This window comes from Salinibaculum salinum, assembly GCF_037645885.1.
Classification (GTDB): domain Archaea; phylum Halobacteriota; class Halobacteria; order Halobacteriales; family Haloarculaceae; genus Salinibaculum; species Salinibaculum salinum.
The window spans coordinates 255,080-271,565 of record NZ_JBBENW010000001.1 but is presented as its reverse complement, the minus strand read 5'-3'; the positions used below and the strand labels follow the sequence as shown (position 1 = coordinate 271,565).

Below are 16,486 nucleotides of genomic sequence, written 5' to 3'. Positions count from 1 at the left end.
AATGATCGACCGGGACACCGAGCGTGAGTGGCTCCAGTCACGCCTCAACGATGGCCAACAGCTGCTCGTCGTGTACGGCCGACGCCGGGTGGGAAAGACCACACTTGTGACAGACGTTCTCGACCGCGTGGAGATACCATCTGTCTACTACTTGTGTAACCAACGCGGCACCGAGACAAACGCACGCCAGTTCGCCGAGCGCTGTGCAACAACGCTCGATGACGTTCCACCCGCAGTTGACGACTTTCCAGATGCATTCAGATACCTCACTGGGCGCGTCGACGAACCGTTCGTCGTCGCCATCGACGAATTCTCGTATCTCGTCGAGGCAGACGAGACGGTTACATCCGTCTTCCAGACAGTCGTCGACGAAATCCTCGACGAAACAGAAATCTCGCTCGTCTTGCTTGGCTCGTCCATTTCGATGATGGAGGAAGGCGTCCTGAGCTACGAAAGTCCCCTTTATGGGCGCCGGACCGGCCAGTGGCGGCTCGAGCCGATGACACTCGGGCAGGCAGCAGCGTTCTTTCCCGAGTACGACCCGGAAGCGATGGTCCAGATGTACAGTGTCGTCGGGGGTATCCCTGCCTATCTCGAGCAGTTAGATCCCAAAGCGAACCTACTGACAAACGTTGAGCAACACGTCCTTTCGAAGGGCGCATTCCTGTACGAGGAACCGGAGTTTCTCCTTCGACAAGAACTCCGCGAGCCTGCAACGTACATGGCGATTCTTGAAGCGATCGCAAGCGGGGCGAGCCGTGTAACGGAAATTGCAAACGAAATCGACAAACAGGCGAGCAGCCTCTCCAGATACCTCACGAATCTCGAACGGCTCGCAATTATCGAGAAAGAGACGCCCGTCACAGATCCAGACGGACGAGGCGTTTACCGCTTGACCGACCAGTATCTCCGCTTCTGGTTTCGATACGTCTCACCGAATCGGGCGACGCTCGAACAGGGCCACACCACGCCCGTACGTGAAACAATCGCGGACACGTTCCCAACACACGTGAGCTGGACGTTCGAAGACGTGTGCCGACAAGCAGTGCGAACGCCCGCGTTTCCGGTCGAGTGTTCGCGCGTCGGACGCTGGTGGTACGACGATATGGAAGTCGATATCGCTGGCATCAACGAACAGACAGAGACATTGTTGCTCGGCGAGTACAAGTGGACAAGCGACAACGTCGGTACAGGATTGCTCTCGGAGCTTGAACGAGTCGAACCCGAGGTCCGATGGCGGAGCTCAGACCGCTCTGTTTCCTACGTGCTGTTCGCAAAGAGTGGCTTCAGTGACAAACTACGGGCACTTGCAGCCGAACGAAATGATCTCTCACTGTGGACCGTCGATGACGTTATAAGCCTGTTCAGAGAGCGATAATCGAATTGAACGTAAACTAACCTCACTCGGCAGACGCGTCAGCTTCGGGCGTATCGCCGTCTATCTCTTCGACACCACCCTCCAACAGCTCCTCGGCACGGTCCCGGTCTTCGGGATAGCCCACGTCGATACGCCATCCATCCATGCGAATGGCGTCGATGGTCCGTCCCGAATGAAGCAAGAGATCGATAGCGTCGCTGATCTCGTACTCCCCACGATTCGAGGGTTGAACGAGGTGACAGGCGTGGAAGATAGCAGGCGTAAACGTGTAGAAGCCGGTCATCACGAGATTCGACGGCGGGTCCTCGGGTTTCTCGACGACGTTCGTAATCTCGCCGTACTTGTTGGTGTCACAGACACCGTAGCGACTCGCCTCCTCCCAGGGAACCTCCTCGACGAGAAATGCCGCGTCCGCACGGTCTTCACGCTGGCGGTTGAGCACGTCCTGGAGATTCGTCTGGAAGATATTGTCCCCGAGCATCAACATGAAATCGTCGTCGATGTGCTCTTCGACGGTCAACAGCGCGTGGGCGAGACCACTTTGCTCGCGCTGGTGGGCGTAGGTAATCGGCACTCCATCGAACTCGTCGCCGTAGTACTCGATGATAGTCTCTTTCTTGTAGCCGACGACGGCGTAGAGTTCGTCGGCACCCAACTCCACCAGTTGCTCGAAACAGTGAGTCAGGATGGGTTTATCGGCCACCTCGACCATCCCCTTTGGCTTGTCTTCGGTCAGCGGGCGCAGCCGAGTACCTTCACCGGCAGCGAGAACAACTGCTTGCATATCACACCAATCGTCGGTCATCCGATAAAAACGCTTGGAGAATAAGCGACAATCGGTTCAGTTGAGGCTGCCTCACTCTAGCCCAAGACTCAATTTCAATGCATCGTCTACTTCGACCATGGTTGCCTTATCGAGGCACCCCGCAACCGAGTGGATCCGCTCGTTGATAGAGACAGTACGGATTTGATCAAGGCGAATCGACGAGTCTTTCTCGAATGGCGAACTAGACGCCTCAATCAATACTTCGAATGGGTATCCTCGGTAGGTCCCTGTCGCAGGCGCGACGATGGTCGTACTGGAGTTCTTGTTTCCAACATCGTTCTGTACGACCACCGCTGGGCGGGTCTTTTTTATTTCGTGTCCTTCCGCAGGGTCGAGGCGAACGATTACGACATCGCCGCGCTGGATTGTCGGGAGATCACTCATTCATCGAGGTCGTTCCACGCTTCGTCAGATGCCCCGTCCCACTCCTCAGCAAGCGTTGTAGCACTCTCTGACGCGTCGCGGTAGGCCGCTGCCAATTCATCCTCATCTGGGCGATCGTTCTCGACGTCAACAACTGCAATGGTGACGCGCTTGTTCGCATACTCCGTACCGAGATAGATACGGCCTCTGTCGTCGGTTTCGTTGGTCTGGAGTTCATCTGCGTCGATCTTCATATTACCCACTATTACCCACAGGAGAATAGATGTTACTTAGGTGCTGTCCTGGGACCACGACATTCCGTCTTCTCTCAGAGCTCAATCGGTTCGAGGTCCGCTTCCAGTTCCGCGACGTGGTCGTTGTACGCACCAACAAACTCTCGGAACTGTGGCGCGTACTCGCGGATGTCGGCCGCTGCAGGTGGCTGGTACTGCGAGAGGAGATAGAGTCCGTTCGAGCCACCCACGCGAAGGTACGACGCACGGTCGGCCTCCCACTTCAGTTCCCAGCGGTCGTCGGCGACACGCGTCGCGTACGACCCGTAATCGCCACCCTCGTAGCGGTGGAGTTCGGCAGCGATGCGGTCACAGACCTCTCGAACTTCACCGAGAATACGGTCGCGTTCGGCGACGATACCGTCGGTCGGGGCGACATCCGGAAACGACGTTGGAATATCGTCGTAGAGCCCATCCAGCGAGTCGACGTAGTCATTGAATCCGGCGACGAATGCGTCGTAATCGGCGAGTGCCTCGGCCAGCGGGCCTGGCTCGGGTGGTTGTTTCGTAGAGACAACGTACACTGCGTCACCTCGGGACGGGTCGAAGCGGAGATACTCCAGGTCGCCAGCCTCGTACTTGACCGTCCACTCGCCGCGGTCGGTCTCGACAGCCCGCTGGCCGTAGTCGCCACCTTCCAATCGGGCGAGCTGGTAGGCAATCTGGCCGGCGTGGTCGCGAACGGCAGCGACCCATTTGTCGCGCTCGTCTGCAATCGCGGTCGCGTCTGTCGGGTCTGCCGGTGGCCAGTCGGTCATGACAGTCCCAGTGAGACGCGTATTGCACTATCAATCTTCGTCATCAGCAACTCGAGCACCCGTACATGCATATTGGATAGTCAGTCACGGGTATCAACAGTGTGGATTTATACTGGCCACGCAGGGAGCGATGGCTGCTCGTCCTCCCAGCGAATCGAATCTAACGCTGACGGCAATTGTTTGAGTCGATCCTCAAGCACGGAGAGTGGGTGTGCATCGAAAAATTCAGCCTCATACCGGTCGACTGGTACATCCTTGTAATCGAGCTGAATGTGACAGGGTCCAAGGTCTGGATGGTCGGCATCCTGATGAAATCCAAGCATGAGATTCCGGTCCGGTTCGATCCAGTTGATCCGATAGTATTCGTTGTCCACACCAGCCGGATACCAGAAGCGCACCTCCAATCGCGCCCGCTCGACAGGAAAAGAGTTGGCCAAGTATGCCGGCGAATCGACATCTGCAATCACGTATCGAGGCCGTCGACGAGACGGTCGATAGCGCACGTCTTCACAGCCGGCTTGATTTATCAATCTGTCGTGAACGTCTCTAAGGAGTGTCCGTTGGGTGTAGCGGTCACGACCAGCAAGAAAGATCATGAGTGGCTGAAAGACAGATTAACTTGGGGCGCGGTCGGCCGCGTCCGTCATATGCTCGCGTGCCGATTCAACATCGGAGTACAGTTCCAGCGCGTGTTTGATGAGTTTGCGGTCTTCCTCGTTCTCGCGCCAGAATGCGATTACGTCGCGTCGTTCACGAATATCAGCACTCGAAAGATCACCGTCGGCAAGCGTCTGTTCGAGTTCTTCCCACGTCGCGACCTCGTATGTCTCCTGCCACTCCTCGATTTCGTCGGTAATCGCCGCTAGTTCGTTTCGAAGCTCCTCACGCGTATTCGCCTCGATGAGCGTCCGGATTTCGTCGAAGAGCAGACGAGTATAATCTGGCTGATAGAGCGTCGTCTCACCGGCTTCGACCCGTCGGAGTTGACCTTGAGCGACGAGGTCCTGGAGTTCCTCGTTCGTCGTGCTCCACGCTGCATTTGCCTGTTCGCTAATCCAGTTGATCGAGCGAGGCTCACGAATCGTTTCGGCGACCGAGCGGATGCGCTCGCGTGCGCTCATCGTCTCGGCCCACGTCTCGATGCCGTCCCGCGAGGACTCGGACATACTGTTCACCTCTATCGTCATCTTTTGTCCCGAGTTCGCATATATGTTTGTGTATTCTCAATTAATCAAGAAATAATTGCGGAGCCGACTGCACAGGTTGTGCTACCCTTACAAAAGATATATTGGGGTAGCACAACATATATTATTTGGACCGCGGTATCTGGGCGTCAGCATCGCTACCGTCCGGACCAACCACCACAACAAAAGTCAACAATGGAAGCTGAACCACCACCGGAGTACGATGACGTGAACGAGGCGGTCGTCGAGGAGTGGAAGCAGGACACCACTACGAGAGAACGCATTCGAACGGTCGTCCAGCGTATTCACGAACCAACGTCAGCAGTTGCCATCGCAGAGCGTGCGCGAGCGAGCGAGCCTGTCGTCCGCGATACCCTCGCTGATCTCGCCGATATCGGCCTCGTGGAAACCCAAGAGACGGGACGAGGAATGCTCTACAAGCGCAACGACCAGATGTACATTTACAGGCAGGTTGTCGAACTCCAGAACCAGTACGACGAGGCTGACCTCGTCGCACAATTGCAAGACCTCAAAGACACGGTCAACACACTCAGAGACAAATACGATGTGGAGTCGCCGACGGAACTCGCCCAAGAGTTGGAGCCAGACGATACCGAGGGCTGGGACGACCACACGACGTGGCAAACTGCCCAGAAAAACCTCTACCTGGCGAAGGCCGCACTCAGCTTCTACGATGCCCAGCGGGTTGTCGTCTGATAAATGGCTGGCTTACTGGGCGATACGGGGCCAATCGATTACGAGGCACTCGAAGCGATACGTGATATCTTCCTCGCTACTGAGCCGCTGGTCGACCATCACAGTCTCGACGGCCGACTCGACCCACGGCCCGAACTGAGCGTGACTGTCGAGGCTGGCTTTGGGTCCAGTCCCAAGGGACGTTTCGACATCGTCTGGAGCGAAAAGAACTGCTACCACTTCCATTACACCGAAGACGACGGCATCGAATTTCGCTTCGACCGCCATCCTGAACCCAACGCACCGTCGAAGCACTTCCACGAACCGCCAGATGCAACCTCCCGTGTCCCCTCTTGCATCGAGGTCGAACCACTGGAACTGGTCACACGGGCGGTACTGAAATGCTGGCGGACAGCGCTGAGCCAGGACGACCCATCGAAGCTCAATGCAGCATCAAATCCGCCGTGAATTATCGCCCCGTGAATCGAGAAACGGTGTACGCACGGAGACCGAATCCTCAAGTCCCATGCAGGAGTACCCGGTTCCAATGAACGTGAGCATCGTCGGCAGCGGCTACGTCGGCACGACGGTCGCAGCCTGTCTCGCCGACAGCGGTCACGACGTCGTCAACGTCGACATCGACGAAGACGTGGTACAGTCGCTCAACGACGGCGAGGCACCGATTCACGAACCCGGACTCGACGAACTCGTCGCCGAACACGGCGGCGACACACTCCAGGCGACGACCGATTACGACGCAATCCTCGACACCGACGTGACCTTCCTCGCGCTGCCGACGCCGAGCAACGACGACGGCAGTATCGACCTCGCAGCGATGAAAGCAGGCGCGCGCTCGGTGGGGGAGACGCTGGCCGAAAAAGACGACTACCACCTCATCGTCGTCAAAAGCACCGTCATCCCGGGCACCAACGAGGACGTACTCGCGCCCATTATCGCAGACGCATCCGGTGGTGTCGAGGGCGAAGACTTCGACGTTGCCTCGAATCCCGAATTCCTCCGCGAGGGAACTGCTGTCGCGGACTTCCAGAATCCCGATAAACTCGTCTTCGGGGCGACCAGCGACCGGGCATTCGAGCGCCTTCGCGACGTGTACGACCCCGTCGTGGACAACGACGTGCCAGTCGTCGAGACAGGTCGCCGCGAGGCCGAGATGATAAAGTACGCCAACAACGCCTTCCTCGCGGCGAAAGTGAGCCTCATCAACGACATCGGGAACATCTGCAAGGAGTACGACGTCGACGCCTACGAGGTGGCCGACGCCATCGGCCTCGACGACCGTATCGGCGCGAAGTTCCTCCGGAGTGGGGTTGGCTTCGGAGGCAGTTGTTTTCCAAAGGACGTGTCTGCAATCGTCTCTGCAGCACACGCTGCCGACTATACGCCAGAGATGCTCGAAGCGACGCTCGACATCAACGAGATTCAGCCTCAGCGACTCCTCGGCCTCCTCGATACGCACGTCGACGTCTCCGGTGAGCGCGTCGCCGTCCTCGGTCTCTCGTTCAAACCCGGCACCGACGACATCCGGAACTCGCGGGCAATCCCAGTCATCGAGGGATTACAAGAGCGTGGTGCAAGCGTGGTCGCGTACGACCCCGTTGCAGTCGACGAAATGCGCGAGCGGTTTCCAGACGTTGCGTACGCCGACAGTGCTGCTGACGCGCTCACGGACGCACACGGTGCAGTCGTCGTCACCGACTGGGATGAGTTTGCCACACTCGATAGCGAGTTCAATGCGATGACGGAACCAGTCGTCGTCGACGGCCGGCACGTCATCGAACGCCGCGATGGGATTACCTACGAAGGGCTGACGTGGTAACGGCTGCGACGGCGTGACCGTGACTAGTCGCGGAGGGTCACAACAAAGTCCCCAAGTACCTGCCAGATTTGTCGCACGACGATTTTCAGGTCGAACCAGAACGACTGGCGTCGGATGTACTCCACGTCGTAGCGGAGTTTCTCCTGTGGATCGTGGCCGGTCGCGTCGTTAATCTGTGCCAGTCCAGTGAGGCCGGGTTTGACGAACCAGCGACTCCGCCACTCGTCGGCCCCGCGCTCCATGTCCACGTCCAGTTCAGGCCGCTCGGGTCTGGGACCGACGACGCTCATGTCACCGACGAGAATCGACCACAGTTGCGGAATCTCGTCGAGGTGCGTCCGCCGGATGAACCGGCCGACGCGAGTCACTCGCGGGTCGCGTTCGCCCTTGTCCTCCTCAGAGAGTTTCGCCCCCGACTTTGCCTCCGCGTCGGGAATCATACTGCGGAATTTGAAGACGGTGAACGTCTCCCCGAACTCGGCAGTTCGGTCCTGACTGTACAGCACCGGACCTGGACTGTCCAGTTTGATTGCAGCGGCAAGCACAGCAATCACCGGCGAGAGTATCAGCAATCCCAGGCCGGCAAACGCCACGTCGAACGTCCGTTTGACGACGTAGTTCTGCCAGTCCCACGGCTCCAGGTCCACTTCGACGAGGTCACCGCCCCCGACACCGGCGGTGAGAACGTCCTCGGCGTGGTCGCGGTGGACCATCGCCGTCACACCGTGTTCGGCACACGCGTCGAGCGTGCCGAAAAACTCCGCGCGGTCGGTTTCGGCGAAGGCGAGCAGTGCCGTGTCGATGTCGTGTTTCACGAACACCTCGTCGAGTCGCGAGAGTCCGCCGAGACTCTGGAGTGTGTCGAGTCGCGATTCGACCGTCCCGCCGTCGGACATCTCCACTCGCTCGGCCGGTGGTTCAGCCCCCACAGCGAACGAAGAGGGCGGCGAGACGTAGCCCAGAATCGGAATATTGGTCGCCGAGAGAATGTCAGCCATCGCCTCTGGGTCGTCGCCGACGATGACTCCTCGGCTCGTCGCCTGCGGCCGACGTCGGATTGCCACCGTGTAGATCGGGAGGACAACCAGCAAGAACGCGGTCGTCAGCATGAGCGTCGCCCGCGGCAGCCGATAGGAGTAGTTGAAATACCCAAGTGCTGCGAGGCCGATCATCGACAAGATCAGACGCTTCTGCGTGAGCAAAATCGTGTCGAGAATCCGCCGCGGGCGCGGTTTGAACACCGGCCACAGCGCCGCCAGCGTGACGGCCAGCGTCGTCAGAATCGTCCAGACGAGCGTACCGTTCGAGAGGACGGTGGGAGCCGGCCGACCGAAGTACGGAACCAGGGCGAAGGCGTTCTGAATGCCCGGGTAGTTGATCACCGTGACGGCCACCGCAGTCAGGACGGCAGTGCCGCAGACGCTCGCGACGCGGTACCGCCATCCCGATGCCATTCACTCGGTTAGTTATCGACAGATGATATAAGGCCTACGGGACCGTCATGCGTCCGTCAGACGAGGTGATCGACACCCACTGCGAGAGCAGTCAACGCTCAGCAGCCACCCGAGTCCCGTTCATTACGGCGTCCTCCGACACGTCGACCGTCCACGTCTGGTTGTCCGCGGTCAGTTCGTATGCGCCGGGATAGGCAACGTCGACAGTAAACTCACCGCTCGCGTTCGTCTGGACCTGTCGCTCGTAGGTGAACGCTGCGCCCGGAATGTCGACGTCCGTTTCGAGCGAGACGGTCGTATTCGCTGGGGCAGATCCATCGAGTGTCGCGCCGGGGACGACGAGGAACGCCTTCCGGTCACCGCTGTCAGTGGCGTAGATGGCCCGATACCGGGAGAGTCCCTCGACGTTCTCGTAGCGACTCCCGAAGTTGTCGTGGAGGCGGACACCCATCGCCGGACTGTCCACCGGGAACGACTCGGTCACGAGGAACCGGACACGGCCGTCGACCGTCGCGGCAGCTGCGTCGGGGTCCTCCTGGGCGATGAAATTACGGTAGTTCGACTGAGAGTACGCATACGACCGCGACTGGCCGTTCACGAAGTAGTTGTAGACGCGATTTCGGCCCCAGTCGCTGAAGACGTAGCTCTCTGATTCGGACTCCCAGCCACGGTCGTCGGCGTACTCCGCGATCCACGCGGCCGTCTCGTAGGTGCTGTCGTCGATAGCGGTCTGTTGCATCTTCACGCCCGACTGGACGACGCTCAGGCCAGTGACCAGGAGGAACAACAGGAACACAGAGACGACAGTCGAGGCATCCGGTCGGTCCGGCCACCAGTCAGTCAGGTCAGTGCCGCTGACGGGTGCCGGTAGCGCCGCGAGGTCGACCCATGCGGCGATTCGGACGAATCCGTACCCAGCGAACAGCGCGGTAAAGGCCGAGAGTTCGCCGGTAAAACGCACCTGAAACAGCGCGAGCGCGAAGAAATACCAGCCGTAGACGACGGGAACGAGCCACTCGTCGTCGCGTCGAGTGAGTCTGACAGTCGCCCAGCCCAGCGCGGGAACGGCGATAAGGAGGATGAACCCAAAGAGGAGCAAAAATCCGAAGGTGTCAGTGCTAAACAGCGACTGGACTTCCGCGATGTTGTCGCTGCGGAGGATCGTGTCGATACCACCCTGGAGTTCACTCCAGATGTCGGGGAGAAACACGACGACGGCAACGATGGTTCCGACGCCAGCGACGAGTTCGAGAGCCGCAAGTTCGCGGACGCTCCGATCGAGTCGAGCGGCGGCCTCACCGACCGCAACGACGGCGGCGCTCCCGACGAACAGCAGGGCGGGCACGGCAGCGACGGTCGTCGAGTGCCAGTCAACTGTCGTGTGAACGGCAAACGCGAGGACGGCAGCCAGCCCAAGGCCGGCCAGCAGCGGCGCATTCGAAACGAGTGGCTGGCGGTCGTCCCGAACGTCGAGGAGAACACCGAAAGCGACGACAGCAGCGACGGGCACGACCAGCAGCGGGCCGTTGTCCCACGCCAGCACCTGCCCGGCGACGCCGATACCGAGTCCGACCGCGGCGAGCCAGCGACCGAGGTCAGTGTTGTCCCGTTCGCCCGTCAGCAGCAGGACCAGTGCGAACGCGGTCAGGGTGAGCCAGACGAAATCGAAGGCGTGGTGGTCAGCGTAACCGAGTCCCGTCCGCAACGCGTGGCCGGGCGTGAACGCGAGCATCAGCACTGACGCCAGCGCGACGCGCCGGTCGGCACTCACCCGGAGCGCGAGCGCGTAGAGCAACGGGCCGGCGACGAGTGCGGCGAGCACGGGGTAGAGGGCGAGTGCGAGCCCGCTGTCACCTCCCAGTATTCCGGACAGCCACGTCAGCGCAGCCACGAGAAACGGTTCCCCACCGGCAATGCCTTCGGGAACCTCGCCGAGCGGGAGTGCGCCGATGGTCCCGTCGGCGAGGGTCTGCTCAACCCAGTAGCGGTAGTAGTAGGGGTCGTTTCCCGAGAGGACGACGTAGCCATCGCGGAAAACGGCCCCGAAGGGAAACAAGCGGACGACAACCAGCACGCCGAGGACGGCCGCGAGCAGCCCAGCCCCGCGACTATCGATACTCGGCAGTGACAGCGAGATGTCGCGGTCGGTCGTCTCCTCTGCAGGTTCGGGCTGGGATTCGCCGTCGAGCGCGGCGCGGACGGCATCGGGATTGGCGAGTCGATACTCGCCGTCGACTTTCTCGACGACACCTTCCGAGACGAGCTGGCCGAAGGTCCCCGAGTCGATGGGAACGTCGTCGAACGTCCACGTCTCCCGTGTGGCGTCGACGTCCTGCACGTCTTCGAGTGCGGCTTCGAAGTCGGGTCTGTCCGCGAGAAGTTCCTCGACCCGACGACCGTCGGTCATGTCTACTGGGTTTTCCGACTGGCTGATAAAGCCATCGGGGTCGAGTTATCGGGAAGGTCACTCCTCGGCGTGCCCCGACAGTGTTGCGTCCGCATTCCCATTTCTGCGCCGGTCGACAGCGAAGACGAGTAGACTCACCGTGATTGCAACGACTGGAACCAGCGGGTCGGATGTAACGTACAGACTCGGGGTCGGCGGTCGGTAGCTGGGGAGCACCGGGAAGAGCCACTGGCTGGCGCTGCCGTCGGCCCAGACGCGGAGCCCGTCGAGTGCAACGTGTCCGAAGCCACCGACGAGAAGGAGGCTATAGACGCGACGCCACCACCGTCGCTCGAACAGCAGCGTGATCGCCCCAGAGAGCAGCAAAACGCCACCGAGCGTACTCGTGACGCTGTACGTGAACGGAATGCCGAGGGTTGCACTGACAGCGTCTGCGTCGAGGAGAATGTCGACTTTCTGTAAGTCGGGGATGCATGCCCCACCCATCCCGACGACGACCCAGCGCCGGTCCAGCCAGTCGACCCACCAGCCAGCGACGGTCAAGAGGACGTACGCCACCAGGACGTGTGTCAGCAAATCAGCCATCGCGGGCCTCCAGCGAGTATGTCCCCCAGTCGATTCGCCAGTACCGGAAGAAGACAAGCAAGAAGAGAATCACTGCAACGACAGAGATGCCGTATTTGAAGAGTAGTGAGCTACCGGCGGGGTTGACGACGGCGACGCGCTCGGCGTCGATAGTCTGGTCCGGTCCGAGCGTCCCGTACACCTGAACAGTGCCACCGGACTGCACCGACGCGTCGAAATTGTGGACAGTCATCTGAAAGCTCCCCTCGTCGTACTCGACCCGAATCTGAGCCGTATCCCCACGAACCGCTTCGACAGTGCCGAACACCAAGGTCTCCTCGCCGGCGTGGTCGTCGGACGCCGCCCCGAGCGCGTCGGCAGTGGGATAGGGCCAGCGGTCCTCCTCGGTGGCATCTGCGTACACGCCCAGTCCAGCCGTTGCCAGCAACAGGAGTCCAACCAGCGCGAACCGTCGCCAGCGGGTCACGTCCGGCGGTGACACCACCGGCCCGAATAGACGTTTCGGTCTACCGAGTGTCGGAGAACATAAATCCAGTCTCGACTACCATCCGATATGCGCCAGTTTCTCGTCGTCGGCCACGACGCCCCGACGACGGCCGACTTCTCGCTCGACGACCTCCCCGGTGCCGGCCGACTCGATGCGCTCTGTCGCTGTGTCACCAGCGCACTCCTGCTCTCACACGACATCCGCAAGGACGTTCGGGTCCGCCTCGTCCTCAACGACCAGTTCACCGTCATGTTCGACGGGAGCACGTTGCAGGGCCTCAACCCCGACGAACGGTCGACGGCCGCGCTCGTCCGGACGGCACTCGACGAGCGCGAGGAGGCCATCGGTCACATCCCCGTCGAGACCTCACCCGGTGTCTCACTCGTCCGGAAGGGATTCGAGGCGACACTCGACGACGCCGAAAGGGATGGAACCGTCGTCCAACTCCACGGCGAGGGGACGCCTGCAATCGAAACGGAGCCACCGGCAGACCCGGTTTTCGTCCTCTCGGACCACCGGAATTTTACCGAGGAAGAGACCTCGTTTCTCAACGATGTGGCCGACAAGCGGGTGAGTCTCGGGCCGCGGCGACTCCACGGAAACCAGGCCATCACCGTCGCACACAACTGGCTGGATACCGACGGCTTTGCGCACTACTGAGTAGCCGGCAGATGGACCAGTGACCAGAGGACAACCGATATATGCCACAGATGGGATTTTATGGCCATGGGACTATTTGGGCGGCTCAAACGGGGGCTGGCACTGACGAAAGACAGTATCATCGTACTACGGCACAATCCGACACTGATGACGTTCCCGCTGGTTGCGGGTGCGAGCGGCATCGTCTTTCTCGCACTCCTGCTCGGGGGCGCGTACGGAATGGTCGACACAATCGAAGGCAACGAGACCGTCGGCTACGTCGTCCTCTTCGTCGCGTACCTGGTGACGACGTTCATCTCATCGTTTTTCACCGCGGGACTGGTCTACGAGACGCGACAGGCCTTCGACGGGAAGCCAACCAACTTCCGACGCGGACTAAACGCTGCCTGGGGTGTCAAGGGGAAACTGCTCGTCTGGTCGGTCATCGCCGCGACCATCGGCGTCGTCATCAGGGCCATCGAATCGTCGGATAGTCGCGTCGCACGCATCTTCGCGTGGGTGTTCAGCGCTGCGTGGTCGATTCTCACCTTCTTCGTCGTTCCCGTGGCCGTCCTCGAACCCGACGAGAGTGTCCGGAGCATGTTCACGACGAGCGGTCGGACCTTCCGACAGACGTGGGGAGAGAGTGCCATCGGGATGATTGGCCCGGGACTGATTGCCTTCGCCGTCTTCGCTGTCGGCGCTGTCGCTGCGTTTGGTATTTTCACTGGAACCGGAAGCGTCCTCGTCGCCGGGGCTATCGTCGGTCTCTTCCTGGTTGTTGCCATCCTCCTCTCGGCGACCATCAAGGGCATCATCAAGACCTCGCTGTACGTCTACGCGACGGAAGGCAAACGACCGAGCGAGTTCGGCGACACCGACTTCCAGTCGCTCAATTCGTGACCGGTCCATCGATTCGCAACCGTTAAATCCGACGGCGGATTCATTTCGTATGCGGGCTGATGGGGTAGCTTGGTATCCTCGGAGCATCGGGTGCTTTGGACCTCGGTTCAAATCCGGGTCAGCCCACTTTTCCAGCGACTACGGCGAGTTAGTACCGCTCGAATCGTCGGTCGAAAACGACCAGCATGGTGTCCGCGGGGCGCGGTACTGTCGACTGTCGGGCCTGCTCGAGGCCGAATCACGTTCTCAGCTAGGTTCAGAAACGCACAGTTGAGAATTGCCAACGACAGTTTCGAGTTGTCGACAAACGCTCCGCATACGACACAGTTTTTAATTGTCCGACGGTGTTTGGGTTCATGGAGTGGACGCCAACCGCAACTCCCGGAATGTTGAACGCGTGCGACTGTGGGAGTGACGCGGTCGAAGTACGACCGGACGGGCTCGTGAAACTGTATCGCTGTGCGGACTGTGAGTCGATTCTGGGCGACATCACGATGGGACACGAGCCGTAGTCACGGGCTTTTCGACGGCAGGGTTCGTCCGTGTTCACGGCCCTTTTTATGACGCCCGACGAAAGTACAGACGATGTCAGACCTCCCGTGGGAGACCCTGTCGAGTGACGTTGCCTACTCCTGTGACGGATTCGACATCGTCAACGAGGAGGTGCGACTCCCCGACGGCGAGGTCACCGAGTTCGACTACCTCTCTGAGTCCGAGAGCGTCGTCATCCTCCCGTTTACGCCCTACGGCAAAGTCGTCGTCATCGACGAGTGGCGACAGGCTGTCGACCGACTCAATCGCGGGCTTCCCGCGGGGAGCATCGAAGACGGCGAAGACCCCGACGACGCCGCGCGGCGGGAACTCCGCGAAGAGACGGGTTACGAACCGGAGACGCTCACCCATATGACGACGATGGAACCCGCGAACGGCTTTTCCGATGCCGTCTTTCACTACTACATCGCCCGGAACTGCGAGGAGACGGCAGAACAAGACCTGGACGACAACGAGAGCATCAGCGTCGAGACGGTAACGCTGGACGCCCTCGTCGAATCCGCACGGAGCGGCGAACTCCGCGACGGCCGCACTGCCTTCGCCGTCGTCTACTACGCGCTCTTCGAGATATCGTCGGGCCTGCCATCGTGGTAGGAGTCACAGCAGAACGCAATCCTTACCGCCCGCGCTCACAGAGAGCAGTCAAATGTCCGGGGTCTTCGAGGTACGCGAGTACGACGCGGCCGGTCGTCGCGGCGAATTGACGGTCCCCAGAGCCGACGTAACCGTCGAGACGCCGGCGCTCTTGCCGGTCGTCAATCCGCACGTCCAAACGGTTCCGCCAAGCCAGCTCGAATCGGAGTTCGGCGCTGAGATTCTCATCACGAACAGCTACGTCCTCCACGGGAGCGAGGACCTCCGCGAACCAGCGCTCGAGCAGGGACTCCACGACCTGCTCGGCTTTTCGGGTGCGATCATGACTGACTCCGGGTCGTTCCAGCTCGCTGAGTACGGCGAGATTACGGTGACAACCGAGGAGATTCTACAGTTCCAGCACGCCATCGGCTCCGATATCGGCACGCCAGTCGACATCCCCACACCGCCGGACGTGAGCCATGAACAGGCCAGCGAAGAACTCGCGACCACCCAGGAACGACTGGAACTGGCCGAGACCGTCGACACTGGTGAAATGCTCGTCACCGCACCGGTCCAGGGGTCGACGCATCCGGACCTCCGCGAGCGCGCGGGACGCGAGGCTGCCAGTACCTCGCTGGACGTGTTCCCCATCGGAGCAGTCGTCCCGCTGATGAACGAGTATCGCTTCGACGACCTCGTCGACGTGGTGACGGCTGCAAAGCGGGGGCTGGGTGAGGCCGCGCCGGTCCACCTCTTTGGTGCGGGCCACCCCATGATGTTCGCGCTCGCGGTCGCGCTGGGCTGTGACCTCTTCGACTCGGCGGCGTACGCGCTCTACGCCCGCGACGGCCGCTATCTGACCGTCCGCGGGACCGAACATCTCGAAGACCTCGACTACTTCCCCTGCTCGTGTCCGGTCTGTACCGACCACACCCCGGCAGACCTCCGGGATCTGGACGACGAGCGAGAGTGCCAGCGACTCCTCGCCGAGCACAACCTGTACGTCTCCTTCGAGGAGATGCGGACCGTCCGGCAGGCGATTCGGCGGGGCAACCTACTCGAACTCGTCGAGATGCGTGCTCGCGGTCACCCGACGATGCTCGACGGCTATCGGACGCTGCTCGATTACGCCGACCAGTTAGAGCGGACTGACCCCGTCTCGAAGGACGCCTTCTTCTATCTCTCCTCGGAGAGCGCCCGTCGACCCGAAGTACTACGCCATCACCAGCGACTCTCCCGACTCGACCCCGACGGCGAGATACTGCTGACGGAGGGCAATCACAGCGACGCCTACGACGACTCGTGGCGACTGCTTCCACCCTTTGGTCCGGTGCCGCGAGAACTGGCCGACGCGTATCCACTCGCTGGGGAACTACCCGAGCGGGTCGACGTGCAGTCCTACGAGGCGGCCGCCGAGGGCGTCCGGCGACTGGCCGCAGACAGCGACGCCGAGCTGACTGTGTTCCACCGCGACTGGCCCGAGACGGCACTGGACGCGCTGCCGGCCGACGTGACAGTCGAAGTTCTAGGTAGCGACCAGTAAGTCCC

19 protein-coding genes and 1 tRNA gene are annotated in these 16,486 nt (G+C 60.7%); 10 read left to right on the top strand and 10 right to left on the bottom strand.

The window, feature by feature from the left end:
* Nucleotide 1 precedes the first annotated feature (1 nt).
* The gene (locus WDJ60_RS01375) at nt 2–1,378 is read left to right on the top strand and encodes an ATP-binding protein (RefSeq protein WP_340097949.1); all 1,377 of its coding nucleotides are present in this window, start codon (nt 2–4) and stop codon (nt 1,376–1,378) included.
* Nucleotides 1,379–1,400: 22 nt separating this feature from the next.
* On the opposite strand, the gene aglF is transcribed toward WDJ60_RS01375, so the two are convergent.
* The 6 genes from aglF to WDJ60_RS01345 form a co-directional block, all read right to left on the bottom strand.
* Nucleotides 1,401–2,162 carry a UTP--glucose-1-phosphate uridylyltransferase AglF gene (aglF, locus tag WDJ60_RS01370; protein ID WP_340097948.1) on the bottom strand — a complete coding sequence of 254 codons (762 nt, stop codon included), beginning with the start codon at nt 2,160–2,162 and terminating at the stop codon, nt 1,401–1,403.
* 72 nt (nt 2,163–2,234) lie between these two features.
* On the bottom strand, nt 2,235–2,588 hold the full coding sequence (locus WDJ60_RS01365; protein ID WP_340097947.1) for a type II toxin-antitoxin system PemK/MazF family toxin: 354 nt from the start codon (nt 2,586–2,588) through the stop codon (nt 2,235–2,237).
* Nucleotides 2,585–2,821 (bottom strand): hypothetical protein, encoded by a 237-nt coding sequence (locus WDJ60_RS01360; RefSeq protein ID WP_340097946.1) that lies wholly within the window; start codon nt 2,819–2,821, stop codon nt 2,585–2,587. Before WDJ60_RS01360 ends, WDJ60_RS01365 begins: the two co-directional genes overlap by 4 nt.
* A gap of 74 nt (nt 2,822–2,895) precedes the next feature.
* On the bottom strand, nt 2,896–3,618 hold the full coding sequence (locus tag WDJ60_RS01355; protein ID WP_340097945.1) for a profilin-fold protein: 723 nt from the start codon (nt 3,616–3,618) through the stop codon (nt 2,896–2,898).
* 107 nt (nt 3,619–3,725) lie between these two features.
* Complete coding sequence (locus WDJ60_RS01350) at nt 3,726–4,214, bottom strand: hypothetical protein (protein WP_417750421.1); 489 nt, start codon at nt 4,212–4,214, stop codon at nt 3,726–3,728.
* 18 nt (nt 4,215–4,232) lie between these two features.
* Nucleotides 4,233–4,784: a DUF7342 family protein gene (locus tag WDJ60_RS01345; RefSeq protein ID WP_340097943.1), complete on the bottom strand. Its 552-nt coding sequence runs from the start codon at nt 4,782–4,784 to the stop codon at nt 4,233–4,235.
* Nucleotides 4,785–4,997: 213 nt separating this feature from the next.
* Here WDJ60_RS01345 and WDJ60_RS01340 point away from each other — a divergent pair, with 213 nt between their 5' ends.
* The 3 genes from WDJ60_RS01340 (at nt 4,998) to aglM (ending at nt 7,335) form a co-directional block, all read left to right on the top strand.
* On the top strand, nt 4,998–5,519 hold the full coding sequence (locus WDJ60_RS01340; protein WP_340097942.1) for a winged helix-turn-helix domain-containing protein: 522 nt from the start codon (nt 4,998–5,000) through the stop codon (nt 5,517–5,519).
* A 3-nt stretch (nt 5,520–5,522) separates the two neighbouring features.
* A complete protein-coding gene (locus WDJ60_RS01335; RefSeq protein ID WP_340097941.1) occupies nt 5,523–5,966 on the top strand; it encodes a toxin-antitoxin system TumE family protein in 444 nt (147 codons plus the stop codon).
* 79 nt (nt 5,967–6,045) lie between these two features.
* Nucleotides 6,046–7,335 (top strand): UDP-glucose 6-dehydrogenase AglM, encoded by a 1,290-nt coding sequence (gene aglM / locus WDJ60_RS01330; RefSeq protein WP_340097939.1) that lies wholly within the window; start codon nt 6,046–6,048, stop codon nt 7,333–7,335.
* Between the two features lie 23 nt (nt 7,336–7,358).
* Here the strand turns inward: aglM and WDJ60_RS01325 are convergent, their stop codons facing one another.
* The 4 genes from WDJ60_RS01325 to WDJ60_RS01310 all read right to left on the bottom strand — a co-directional run bounded on the left by WDJ60_RS01325 (nt 7,359) and on the right by WDJ60_RS01310 (nt 12,247).
* Nucleotides 7,359–8,789 carry a sugar transferase gene (locus WDJ60_RS01325; RefSeq protein WP_340097938.1) on the bottom strand — a complete coding sequence of 477 codons (1,431 nt, stop codon included), beginning with the start codon at nt 8,787–8,789 and terminating at the stop codon, nt 7,359–7,361.
* 91 nt (nt 8,790–8,880) lie between these two features.
* Entirely contained in the window at nt 8,881–11,196 is a 2,316-nt protein-coding gene (locus tag WDJ60_RS01320; protein WP_340097937.1) for an STT3 domain-containing protein, read from the bottom strand.
* A 57-nt stretch (nt 11,197–11,253) separates the two neighbouring features.
* Nucleotides 11,254–11,781: a hypothetical protein gene (locus tag WDJ60_RS01315; RefSeq protein ID WP_340097936.1), complete on the bottom strand. Its 528-nt coding sequence runs from the start codon at nt 11,779–11,781 to the stop codon at nt 11,254–11,256.
* Nucleotides 11,774–12,247: an OB-like fold-containing membrane protein gene (locus WDJ60_RS01310; RefSeq protein WP_340097935.1), complete on the bottom strand. Its 474-nt coding sequence runs from the start codon at nt 12,245–12,247 to the stop codon at nt 11,774–11,776. Before WDJ60_RS01310 ends, WDJ60_RS01315 begins: the two co-directional genes overlap by 8 nt.
* Nucleotides 12,248–12,334: 87 nt before the next feature.
* Here WDJ60_RS01310 and trmY point away from each other — a divergent pair, with 87 nt between their 5' ends.
* From trmY to tgtA, 6 genes are all read left to right on the top strand, one after another.
* Complete coding sequence (gene trmY, locus WDJ60_RS01305; RefSeq protein ID WP_340097934.1) at nt 12,335–12,928, top strand: tRNA (pseudouridine(54)-N(1))-methyltransferase TrmY; 594 nt, start codon at nt 12,335–12,337, stop codon at nt 12,926–12,928.
* Between the two features lie 66 nt (nt 12,929–12,994).
* Complete coding sequence (locus WDJ60_RS01300) at nt 12,995–13,810, top strand: DUF6159 family protein (RefSeq protein ID WP_340097933.1); 816 nt, start codon at nt 12,995–12,997, stop codon at nt 13,808–13,810.
* Nucleotides 13,811–13,863: 53 nt separating this feature from the next.
* Nucleotides 13,864–13,936, top strand: a tRNA-Pro gene (locus WDJ60_RS01295).
* Between the two features lie 230 nt (nt 13,937–14,166).
* Complete coding sequence (locus WDJ60_RS01290; RefSeq protein ID WP_340097932.1) at nt 14,167–14,322, top strand: hypothetical protein; 156 nt, start codon at nt 14,167–14,169, stop codon at nt 14,320–14,322.
* 73 nt (nt 14,323–14,395) lie between these two features.
* Nucleotides 14,396–14,956, top strand: coding sequence for an NUDIX hydrolase (locus tag WDJ60_RS01285; RefSeq protein ID WP_340097931.1), 561 nt, complete (start codon nt 14,396–14,398; stop codon nt 14,954–14,956).
* A gap of 52 nt (nt 14,957–15,008) precedes the next feature.
* Nucleotides 15,009–16,481 carry a tRNA guanosine(15) transglycosylase TgtA gene (tgtA, locus tag WDJ60_RS01280; RefSeq protein ID WP_340097930.1) on the top strand — a complete coding sequence of 491 codons (1,473 nt, stop codon included), beginning with the start codon at nt 15,009–15,011 and terminating at the stop codon, nt 16,479–16,481.
* The last annotated feature ends 5 nt before the right edge of the window (nt 16,482–16,486 follow it).